This window comes from Aequorivita aurantiaca, assembly GCF_030410135.1.
Classification (GTDB): Bacteria; Bacteroidota; Bacteroidia; order Flavobacteriales; family Flavobacteriaceae; genus Aequorivita; species Aequorivita aurantiaca.
This window is the reverse complement of the sequence record NZ_JAUGQQ010000003.1, coordinates 56,939-68,698: the sequence shown is the minus strand read 5'-3', so window position 1 is coordinate 68,698 and position 11,760 is coordinate 56,939. Positions and strand designations below refer to the sequence as shown.

Sequence of the window (11,760 nt, the reverse complement as noted above, 5' to 3'; positions counted from 1 at the left end):
AGCAAATTCGAGAAGCTATGAAAAAACAATTTCACATAAAGAATATGGTCTGTGACAGGTGCATCAAAGTATTGCAAAACGAACTTGAAGGAAAAGAAATCAAGGTGCTTGCTATTGAATTGGGAAAACTGAAAGTGGAAATAAAAAATCCCTTAGACGAAAAAACTTTAAATGATATCATTTCTGAAAATGGTTTTGTATTGATACAAAGTGTCGAAAGACAGTTAGTAGAGCAAGTAAAAAAAGAATTGATATTACTTCTGAAAAATCTGCCCTTGGTTGTGCCACAAAAGCTATCGCTCTATCTGGAAAAAAACCTGAACACGGAGTACTCAAAAATAAGTAAGGTTTTTTCCTATACGGAAGGACTTACCATCGAAAAATATTTTATCAAACTGAAAATAGAAAAAGTAAAGGAACTCATCCAAATTGGAGAACAAAACTTTACCGAAATGGCCTATTTGCTCAATTATAGCCATATAAATCACTTGAGCCGCCAGTTCAAGAATGAAACCGGTATGAGTCTATCGCTTTACAAACAGCAGCAGCATAATTCCAGGAATCCGTTGGATAAAATTGTATAGATAAGAACCAATATTGTGCCACAAAAAAATAAAATACCTGCTTACTTTTAACTCTTTATTAATCTTAAAATTAGAATATTATGAAAAATGAAAAACTGATTGAAGCGCTTAATAACTGCGCAGCACATTGTAATTATTGTGCGGATGCCTGTCTGGATGAGGATAACATTCAAATGATGGTTGACTGCATCAGGATTGACAGAGCCTGTGCAGAAGTTTGCAATACCACAGCAAATTTACTTGCAGCAAATTTTGAAAATGTGCGGGCAATGGTGGAATACTGCCAGCAAATCTGTACCCAGTGTGCCGAGGAATGTGAGAAACACGACCACGACCATTGTAAAGAATGCGCGGAGGCCTGCAGAAAATGTGCAGAAGCCTGTGAAGCTTATTTAGGCTAAGAAATTAGGATTGTCGGTTTTTTGAACCGGCAATCCTTCTAATATTTTTTTTGAAGATTTAATGCGGATGCCCATCAAATTATTTAAGGTACATATTAACTACTCAAAACTCCTTAATGGCAAAATTGGAAATATCGCCTGAGAATTACGAAAACAGCTTAAAATGAATCATCTAAAATTTGTTATAATTCTCCTTTTTATAGGAAATTACCCTGTATCTGGGCAGGAAGTGGCAGGTAACCCCGATAATCTTCCTATTCGTGAGTATAACTTGGTGATCAAGGAAGAAATGGTCAATAAAGCGGGAAAAAAGGTAGAAGGTATGACCATCAATGGCAGTATACCTGGGCCAACATTAGAATTTACCGTAGGCGAATACGCGGTTATTTATGTAAAAAACGAAATGAGCGTTGAAACCTCCATCCATTGGCACGGAATGCTATTGCCCAATTTTATGGATGGTGTACCCTATTTAACAACCCCACCCATAAAGCCCGGCACCACTTTTAAATATGAATTCCCTATTAGACAATCAGGAACATATTGGTATCATTCGCACACGATGTTTCAGGAACAAAGTGGCGTTTTTGGATCTCTCTTAATCAATCCCAAAGAAAAAACGCTGGATTATGACAAAGATTTGATATTGATGCTATCTGATTGGACCAATGAAAAACCGAAAAGTGTGATGCGTAACCTTAAACGCGGTAATGAATGGTACCAAATGAAGAAAGGTACTTCCACCCCTTTAAATCAAGTTATTGGACGGGGAGCATTTGGCGCACAACTCGATTTTTGGCGACAACGGATGGAAGGAGCAGATATCGCCGATGTGTATTATCCTGCATTTTTGATCAATGGCGAAGAATCGGTTGAATACCCACAATTTAAACCGGGAGAAAAGGTTCGGTTACGTATCATAAATGGTTCCGCCTCCTCCCAGTTTTGGATGACCTTCGGTGGCGAAACGCCAATGTTGGTCTCAGCTGATGGGCAAAATGTAGTTCCCATTGCCCATAATAAGACTTTTATAGCGACTGCTGAAACTTATGATTTTATTGTTGCCGTTCCACAAAATGGAAAAATTGAGTTACGTGTAATGGCACAGGACGGGTCGGGGACCACCACGGCTTATATAGGCCAGGGTAAAATACTTCCAGCGGAAGTTGTCCCGAAACCCGATAAAATCAAGATGATGCAGCAAATGGCAAAAATGGATATGAAAATGTGGGCGCACGCCCTAAAATTCCGACCTAAAAAGGACGAGCGGTATGAAATGAAAGAATATGGAATGCAAATGGATATGGACCATTCGAAAATGAACCCGCCTGCCCCTCGTCTGAATGACTCTGTCGCGCAGGGTCGGGCAGGGATGGACGGTGACAAGATGAATATGCCAAAAGATTCAATGAAGCACGAAAAGATGGATCATTCAAATATGGGCAATTCCGAAATGGCTATGGGAGAAAAAGCAATTCCCAATATGCAAAAGGACGATATGGCTAAAATGCAAATGTTTTCGGAATACAATTATGACTTTCTAAAGTCTCCCCAAAAAACCGACTTTGATAAAGACTTACCAGTAAAGGAAGTTCTTCTGAACCTTACGGGAAATATGAACAGGTATATCTGGAGTTTGAATGGTGTTCCGCTGAGTGAGACAGATAAAATAAAAATAAGTGGAAAGGAAATTACCAGGATAACATTCAACAACCTCACGATGATGCACCACCCAATGCACTTACACGGTCATTTTTTTAGAGTTATAAATAAAAACGGGGAATATTCACCCTTAAAGCATACCGTGAATGTTGCGCCTATGCAGGAAGTGACCGTAGAGTTCAGTGGGAATCAAGGAGATGAGTTTGGTGATTGGTTTTTACATTGTCATATTCTCTACCATATGAATGCCGGGATGGACAGGATATTCAGTTATGACACCCCACGGGACCCAAGGATGAAAGAATATCCAGTTTACAAATTAATCAACGAAACAGATCGATTCTACACCTGGTCATTGCTCGATGTGGCGTCCCATATGACGGAGTTTAATTTTGTCACTTCCAACATTCGCAATCAGTTTAATATTTCCGCAGAATATGGGTGGAACAAGAATCTGGAAGCCGAAGTCACTTATGAACGTTATTTGCACGACTATTTGCGGGTCTTTGGCGGGGTGAACGTCGAAAACGAAATGGAAGATAATTTAGACGAAATTTCAACCACCGCAATTGCCGGGATTCGGTATTTGACACCTTATCTCTTTAATTTAGATGTGCGTATTGACAATAAATTAAGACCCCAAATAAGTTTAAGCCGGGAAATCCTCATATTTCCAAAAACTGCAATATTTGGAGAGTATGAATATCAAGCCAATTTTGGATGGGTTGACGACCTTCCGGCAGGCGATAATTTCGCTAAAGAAGTGATCTGGAATGCAGGAGTAGAATATTATTTATCACGAAACTTTTCCTTGATGGCAAGTTACGACAACCGCTTCGGTGCGGGTGGTGGTCTTTCCGCAAGATTTTAAAAAAATGTAAGTAATTAAAACAAATATTAATATAAATTAAAATTAGAATCAAAATGAAAAATGTAAAAGCAACAACAGCAATTATGGCAATGGCAATTTTAGGTTTTACCGCCGTTTCTTGTAATGATACCAAGAAAGAAGGTGCGCACGATACTATGCATACAGAAATGTCTGCATCAGAGCACAACAATGGAACTGAGATGGGTGATGGTACTATGACCTCCTCCAATACCGAAATGGATTCCGATGCGCAAAATTCAGAAGCAGAAAAGATATTGGCAGATTATATGACACTTAAAAACGCCTTAGTGGAAACAAATGAAAAAGCAGCTGCAAGTGCGGGAAAAAAACTGGAAAGTTCATTAAAGAATTTTAAAGTGGACAGTTACACTTCAAAAGAAAAACAGGAACTAACTGATATAAAGGAATCTGCAATCGAGCACGCAGAGCATATAAGCCGGAGCGAAATGGCTCACCAACGGGAGCATTTTGAAATGTTGACCAAGGATATTACAGATATGGTGACTATCACGGGAACCAACCACACGCTATATCAGCAATTTTGCCCAATGTACAATGACAACAAAGGAGGGCAATGGTTAAGTATGGAAAAGGAAATTAGAAATCCCTATTTCGGCAGTAAAATGATGAAATGTGGAAAAGTGCAGAAAGAAATCAATTAATTGGTGCGAATTGTCAAAATCATAATGTTGGTTTTATTGGTGTGTTTTGTGGGCTTACAGTTTGTGCCCACAAAACTAAATCAAAGTACAGTTGTACCAAAAACTGATTTTATGGAAGTTAATAAAGTGCCTGCCACCATACGAAACAAATTACAGGTGTCCTGTTACGATTGCCATAGCAACAATACCGATTATCCCTGGTACAATAAAATACAACCGGCCGCTTGGTTCTTGGAGGATCACATTAAACAAGGAAAAGATGAATTAAATTTCAGTGAATGGGAAGCGTATTCCAATCGCAGGAAGAACAGTAAATTAAGGTCGATTATCAGTCAGATTGAAGATGATGAAATGCCATTGTATTCCTATACTTTATTACATAGGGAAGCAAAGATTTCAGAAGCGGAAAAAATAAGTATAATCCATTATTTAACGGCGTTGCGGGATAGTTTAGAATAAAACTTGATTAGAAAAGGTTTTTCTTTTGTTGCACAATAACAAATTATTTATATGGACGATTTTCTAAAACAATGGGGTGAAGCCGCATATACCACCACCGGATTTTTCTGGATGGCGCTTTGGGCATTTGTATTGGGCTATATCTTCAGTAGTATGATCCAGGTTTTCGTGACCGAAAAAAGGATGCAGAAAACAATGGGCGAGAATGAAAAAAAGAGCGTCCTTCTGGGAACATTCTTCGGATTCATAAGCAGCTCTTGCAGTTTTGCCGCACTTGCTTCTACCAAGTCCATTTTTAAAAAAGGTGCCAGCTTTGTATCATCGATCGCTTTTTTGTTGGCATCGACAAACCTTGTCATTGAGCTGGGAATCATCATTTCAATTTTTCTCGGTTGGCAATTTGTGGTGGGCGAATATGTAGGTGGAATCTTGCTCATCGCTATCTGCTGGATATTGATACGCCTGATAAATCCAAAAAAACTAATCGAAAAGGCTCGTAAAAACCTTAAAGAAGAAGATGACGATAGTGAAATAGATGACTCCAAAGATTGGAAAAAGCAGATAAAACAGGAAGCCAGCTGGGCAAAAGTGGCCAAAAAATACAAAATGGAATGGCAAATGGTCTGGAAAGACGTAACCGTCGGGTTCACCATTGCGGGTATTGTGGCGGCCTTTGTTCCCGATTCGTTTTTTCAAACGCTGTTTGTCAATAGTGGGCAGGGAAATACCGACTTTACCTTTTTCGAGATACTGGAACATATCGTAGTAGGTCCCGTGGCCGCTTTCCTGACTTTCATAGGTTCGATGGGCAATATTCCACTTGCGGCCTTGCTATTTGGGAAAGGAGTTAGTTTTGCCGGCGTGATGGCCTTTATATTTAGTGATCTGGTGGTTTTTCCCGTGCTGCGTATCAATGCCAAGTACTATGGTTGGAAAATGTCGCTGTTCATTTTGCTCCTGTTATTTACGGCATTGATTGGAACCTCCTTGGCGCTGCATTATGCATTCGATTTGCTAAGCATTTTGCCCGATCCCTCACAGGTCAAGATTCAGGATAGTGAATATTTTAAGGTTGACTACACCCTCTTTTTGAATATAGCATTCTTGGCCATTTCAGGTTATTTAGTCTATCTCGGATTTTTCAAGAAAAAGGTCGTAGAGCATTCAATGAGTGAAATGGCCCCAAAAAGCGAACTGCTGGAAAACATTCTTAAATATGCCGCTTTTATCTGCTATTTGTGGCTTGCCGGCGGACTGATTGTGAAATTTTTAATCTAATAAATATGAAGGTTAAACTGAAAAATATGGTTTGCGACCGTTGCAAAATTGTCCTAAAACAAGAATTAAAACAGGCAGGAATAGATATTTTATCCCTTGAATTGGGCGAATTGATTGTTATGGATGAAGCGTCAGTTAGTCGAAGTGTATTAAAAGAAATCGCTGAACGCAATGGATTTGAAGTTATTGATAGTAAAACTTCTGTTTTAGTAGAGAACATTAAAACGACTTTGATAAAGAAAGTTGAAAGCCTCACAGGCTTAAACGAGAAGATGTCCACTTTTCTTTCTAATGAACTCAATGTCGATTACGCTGTCATTAGCAAGACTTTCAGTGCTTCAACAGGAATTACAGTTGAAAAATATCTAATAAAACTGAAAGTAGAAAAAACAAAAGAGCTATTACAAATGGGTAATAAAACTTTTTCTGAAATAGCATATTCCCTGGATTACAATAGTGGAAGCCATCTCGCAAAACAATTTAAAAATATGACGGGTATGTCTATGACCCAATACAGGAAATTACAAAAATGGAATCGCAGGACGTTGGATGGAATTGTATAAGAATTAACCTGAATTATCAAAGCTTCCACCTTGAAAGCTGCATAACTTGTGCAGCCTAACATTAATAGTTTTTAAGATGAAACATACATATCAAATTGAAGGAATGACCTGTAAGGGTTGTATGAGAAATGTTAAATCAGCTTTGTTCGATGTTCCAGGTGTTATTGACGTTGATATAGACTTAGAAGCATCAACTGCGACCATTGAAATGCAAAACCATATCTCAATAGACAAGTTTGAAGAAGCTGTACAGAGAAAGAAAAGCAAATATCATATACACCCAGTTAAAGCCGATGGTATAAAAACACGCACCTATCCGATTAATGGAATGACTTGCAACGGTTGTCGGTCGCACGTAGAAAAAACGCTTGCCCAAATAGATGGTGTTTCAAATGTTACTGTCAATTTGGATAAGGCCGAAGCGGTTATTGATATGAAATCTGAAATATCAATAGAGAAATTTCAGGATGTCCTAAAGAAAGATGGTGGCGGTTATGCTATATTTAAGGCAGGTCAGCGTCCCGAACGTACCACGGAAAAGATTGAGAAGCCTAAAGGAAAAGGTACAGGAACTTTCTATTGCCCAATGCACTGCGAGGGCGACAAAACCTACAACAAACCTGGTGATTGTCCGGTATGCGGAATGGATTTGGTAGAGGAACAAAGTCTTTCTTCCGGGTTGGCAACACAATACACCTGCCCTATGCATCCCGAAATCGTGAAAGACGGACCGGGAAGCTGTCCCATCTGCGGAATGGATTTGGTGCCTATGGAACCAGATCTTTCCGCAGAGGAAAAAACATATAAAAAACTGCTGAAGAAGTTTTGGATTGCGGTTGCTTTTACATTGCCCATCTTCATTATAGCAATGTCCGAAATGCTGACCAACAGTCAATTATACGACATTTTAGACTTAAGATATTGGAACTGGATTCAGTTTTTGCTATCTCTTCCTGTGGTATTCTATGCCACCTGGATGTTTTTTGAACGTGCCTACCGCAGTATCAAAACCTGGAATCTAAATATGTTTACTCTTATCGGTATCGGTGCAGGAGTTGCCTGGTTGTTCAGCGTGTTCGGTTTACTTGTTCCCGATTTTTTCCCTGATCAGTTCAAGACCGAAGCCGGTACCGTTCACGTTTATTTTGAAGCAGCCACAGTGATTCTCACTTTGGTACTGCTTGGGCAGGTGCTCGAGGCGCGTGCGCACAGCAAAACCAATTCGGCAGTGAAGGAACTTTTAAAATTAGCACCCAATAAGGCAGTAAAAGTCGTAAATGGCGAAGAGCAGGAAGTGGCTATCGACGATATCCAATTGGGAGATATTCTGCGTGTAAAACCTGGCGATAAAATTCCGGTGGATGGGGTAATTACCGAAGGTTCAAGTTCCTTAGATGAATCGATGATCACGGGCGAACCCATTCCCGTGAGCAAAGCCGTTGATGATAAAGTAAGCAGCGGAACAATTAATGGCAATCAATCATTTTTGATGAAAGCCGAAAAAGTAGGTTCGGATACCTTGCTTTCCCAAATCATCCAAATGGTAAATGATGCCAGCCGAAGTCGTGCGCCCATTCAAAAATTGGCAGATACAGTTTCCGGGTATTTTGTTCCAATTGTGGTGATCATTGCCGCACTCACTTTTGGTGTTTGGGCTATTTGGGGCCCGGAACCTGCCTATGTGTATGCCCTGGTCAATGCCATCGCAGTATTGATTATTGCGTGCCCCTGTGCTTTAGGACTTGCCACGCCAATGTCCGTAATGGTAGGAGTGGGCAAAGGCGCGCAAAACGGTGTACTTATTAAAAATGCCGAGGCATTGGAAAAGATGCACAAAGTGGATACCCTTATTGTCGATAAAACCGGAACGATTACCGAAGGAAAACCGACGGTAGAAAAAGTGGGTTCTTTTGATAATATTTTAACCGACAGCGAAGTGCTTCAATACATTGTTTCCTTAAACAGTCAAAGCGAGCATCCCTTGGCGGAGGCTACTGTGAAATACGGCAAAGAGCGTCAAATCAATACTTTGAGGGCTGAGGGATTCAATGCGGTTACAGGAAAAGGTGTTGAAGGAAATGTAAATGGAAAAAAAGTGGCTTTGGGAAATGCCAAATTAATGGAGCACGCCAATGCCATAGTTCTTGAAAATATGGTGAATGAGGCCCAATCTTTTCAAAAACAGGGAAAGACAGTTTCTTATTTATCCATTGATGGGAAGGTTGTGGGATATGTGGTGATTGGCGATAAAATCAAGAAAACGAGTGCAAAGGCCATCAGGGAATTACAGGAGAAGGGAATTGCGGTCATAATGCTCACGGGAGACAATCACAATACGGCACAGGCCGTAGCAAGTGAACTTAATCTTGCAGATTTTCAAGCCAGTATGTTACCTGAAAACAAATTAGATGAAGTAGAGAAATTACAGAAGCAAGGAAAAGTGGTTGCTATGGCGGGCGATGGCATTAATGATGCGCCTGCATTGGCAAAGAGTGAAGTAGGAATTGCAATGGGCACAGGAACCGATGTCGCTATTGAAAGTGCTGCAATTACCTTGGTCAAAGGCGACCTTCACGGCATTGTGAAGGCACGAAACTTAAGTGATGTAGTGATGCGGAATATCAAGGAGAACTTATTTTTTGCCCTTGTTTACAACACTCTGGGCATTCCGGTTGCTGCGGGATTGCTTTACCCGGTTTTTGGGATACTGCTGTCTCCGATGATTGCAGCTTTGGCAATGAGCTTTAGTTCGGTTTCGGTAATTGCCAATGCCCTAAGATTGCGTACAAAATCAATTAATTAAGTAGGTTAACGCGCAACAATAGAAAACAACGATAAACAATAAAAACTATGCAAACAATTAACATCAAAAAATTAGGATTTTTGACAGGCCTTATTGGAGCATTGCCTTATTTGGGTTTATGATGATAATATTTTACAGCTGATCTGGGAAAGGTTAAAATTTTGGTTCATAGGTGTTTGTATAGCATAAGCATATAATTTAACATTAATAAATAAACAAAAAATGAAAAATATTTTAGTACCCACGGATTTTTCGGACAACTGCAACAAAGCAACAAAATTGGCCATAGAAATGGCAGTACTTTTTAATGCCGAAATCCATTTTTTGCACCAAATAAGTACTGTGGTAAATTGGATTAAACTTCCCAAAAACCAAGAAAAAAATTATCCTGAAACGTTAGCGGAAATTGGCACAGCAAAAGAGAAGTTGAATGCTTTGGACAAAGAAGCTGAAAGTAAAGGTTTAAAGTCAAGGACATTTTTGGAATTTGTTTCAGAGGAAGATGCAATTGTGAAACATTCCCACCATTTTAACCACGATTTTATTGTTACGGGAAGCCAAGGCATCCAAAGTGGGTTCTTAAAGAAACTGTTGGGAAGCAATGCCCAAAAGATTATAAGGAAAGCACGTGTGCCCATTTTAGTGGTAAAGGACGATGCAATAACATTTCCCTTTAAAAATATCGTGTTTGTCTCTGATTTTAAAGAAGACATATCCAATGCCTTTAAGGAAGTTGAGAAGATTGCAAAAAAGTGCAATGCAAAAATCCATTTGTTAAATATCAATACTACATCTGATTTTAATAGCGTTGAAAATGGACTGCAACCAATTAGAGCATTTTTAAAGCATTTTCCAAATTTGGAGAATTATGCAATGCACGTTTATAACGAATCTACCGTATTAGGCGGTATCAAAAAGTTTGAAGACTCAAATGAGGTGAACTTAATAGCAATGTACACCAACAGTAGAAAGGGGCTGTCGAGCATATTTTCAAGAAGCATTGCTGAAAACGTGACAAATCATTCAAAAAAGCCTGTAATGACAGTCCACCTTTAAAATGGAAAAAACAATCAATATCATAAAGTATTCTGGCGAGGTTGAAGCATTCAATATAGAAAAGCTAAAACGCTCTTTAAGGCATTCCAAAGCCAGTGAGCAACTTGTAACGGAAATTGCTGAAGAAATCCAGGCGCAGTTAACCGAAGGGATAACTACCAAACGGATTTATGAAATGGCGTATGGGATGCTGAAACGCAAATCAAAATCAGGTTCTGCTCGATACAAACTTAAAAAAGCCATAATGGAATTGGGTCCAACCGGCTATCCTTTTGAAAGGTTTGTGGGAAAAATTCTTGAATATGAAGGTTTCAAAACAAATGTGGGTGTTGTAATGCAAGGGCATTGTGTTACCCACGAAGTAGATGTTACCGCCCTGAAAGCGGAAGAACATTATTTAGTAGAATGTAAATTCCATAATCACCAAGGCAGAAATTGTAATGTAAAAACCCCACTTTATGTACAATCAAGGTTTAGGGATTTGGAAACCCAATGGTTAAAAAACCAACACCATTCTCTAAAATTTCACAAAGGTTGGTTATATACCAACACCAGGTTTTCAGCCGATGCCATACAATTTGGCGAATGTGCAGGGCTCGGAATGGTAAGTTGGGATTATCCGGAACAAAACAGTCTTAAAAGCAAAATAAACCTGCTAAGATTGTACCCAATTACAGCATTACCCTCATTGAGCAAACAGGATAAGCAAAAGATCCTGAACAATGACATAGTGCTTTGTAAGGAGATTTGTGATAATCCAAAGTTGTTAGATGATTTAGGAATATCAACATCGAAAAGGAAAAGGATTTTAAAAGAAGCAAACGAACTATGTAACCACTAAAATAAAATGAAGAATAACCAAGCCATAGAAACCAATTGGTGTGTTATAACTGGAGGCCCGAGTACCGGCAAAACCACCACTATCAATATGCTTGCCGAAAGAGGGTATAAAACCACCATAGAACACGCAAGGCACTACATTGACACAATGCGGGTAGATGGACAGTCTGTTGAAGAATTACGAAGCAATAAACGGGCGTTTCAACTTGGCGTTTTGGATATGCAAATCGAACAGGAGGCATCGATAGACCCAAATGATTTGGTTTTTTTGGACAGGGCAATCCCCGATGCATTGGCGTACTATCGATTTTTGGAATTAACTGTTGACAAAATTTTAAAAGAAGCATTGCGTAAAGTAAATTACAAAAAGGTTTTTATTCTGGACAAACTGCCCCTTATTAATGATTACGCAAGATTGGAGAGTGAAAACGACCAAAACAAAATACATAGTCTCATAACCGCAGTATATGAATCGCTACCCTTCCCCGTAGTACACGTCCCTGTATTGCCACCATCGGAACGAGTAGATTTTATATTAAACAACCTTAAACCTATTTAAA

General features: G+C 39.3%; 11 protein-coding genes. All 11 read left to right on the top strand.

The genetic code is table 11. The annotated features are described in order from the left end of the window. Positions 1 to 17 precede the first annotated feature (17 nt). On the top strand, positions 18 to 584 hold the full coding sequence (locus QRD02_RS06065) for a helix-turn-helix domain-containing protein (protein WP_290254036.1): 567 nt from the start codon (positions 18 to 20) through the stop codon (positions 582 to 584). An 80-nt stretch (positions 585 to 664) separates the two neighbouring features. Beyond that, positions 665 to 985, top strand: coding sequence for a four-helix bundle copper-binding protein (locus tag QRD02_RS06060; RefSeq protein ID WP_290254035.1), 321 nt, complete (start codon positions 665 to 667; stop codon positions 983 to 985). A gap of 163 nt (positions 986 to 1,148) precedes the next feature. Beyond that, entirely contained in the window at positions 1,149 to 3,518 is a 2,370-nt protein-coding gene (locus QRD02_RS06055) for a multicopper oxidase domain-containing protein (protein WP_290254034.1), read from the top strand. A 53-nt stretch (positions 3,519 to 3,571) separates the two neighbouring features. Beyond that, on the top strand, positions 3,572 to 4,201 hold the full coding sequence (locus tag QRD02_RS06050) for a DUF3347 domain-containing protein (RefSeq protein ID WP_290254033.1): 630 nt from the start codon (positions 3,572 to 3,574) through the stop codon (positions 4,199 to 4,201). Positions 4,202 to 4,204: 3 nt separating this feature from the next. Then, on the top strand, positions 4,205 to 4,660 hold the full coding sequence (locus QRD02_RS06045; protein WP_290254032.1) for a heme-binding domain-containing protein: 456 nt from the start codon (positions 4,205 to 4,207) through the stop codon (positions 4,658 to 4,660). Between the two features lie 51 nt (positions 4,661 to 4,711). Continuing rightward, complete coding sequence (locus QRD02_RS06040) at positions 4,712 to 5,938, top strand: permease (protein ID WP_290254031.1); 1,227 nt, start codon at positions 4,712 to 4,714, stop codon at positions 5,936 to 5,938. 5 nt (positions 5,939 to 5,943) lie between these two features. Next, positions 5,944 to 6,501, top strand: coding sequence for a helix-turn-helix domain-containing protein (locus tag QRD02_RS06035; protein ID WP_290254029.1), 558 nt, complete (start codon positions 5,944 to 5,946; stop codon positions 6,499 to 6,501). A 76-nt stretch (positions 6,502 to 6,577) separates the two neighbouring features. Then, positions 6,578 to 9,304 carry a heavy metal translocating P-type ATPase gene (locus QRD02_RS06030; protein ID WP_290254028.1) on the top strand — a complete coding sequence of 909 codons (2,727 nt, stop codon included), beginning with the start codon at positions 6,578 to 6,580 and terminating at the stop codon, positions 9,302 to 9,304. Positions 9,305 to 9,526: 222 nt separating this feature from the next. Continuing rightward, the gene (locus QRD02_RS06025; RefSeq protein ID WP_290254027.1) at positions 9,527 to 10,360 is read left to right on the top strand and encodes a universal stress protein; all 834 of its coding nucleotides are present in this window, start codon (positions 9,527 to 9,529) and stop codon (positions 10,358 to 10,360) included. Position 10,361: 1 nt separating this feature from the next. Further along, entirely contained in the window at positions 10,362 to 11,201 is an 840-nt protein-coding gene (locus QRD02_RS06020) for an ATP cone domain-containing protein (RefSeq protein ID WP_290254026.1), read from the top strand. A gap of 6 nt (positions 11,202 to 11,207) precedes the next feature. After that, entirely contained in the window at positions 11,208 to 11,759 is a 552-nt protein-coding gene (locus tag QRD02_RS06015; protein ID WP_290254025.1) for an AAA family ATPase, read from the top strand. Position 11,760: the final 1 nt, after the last annotated feature.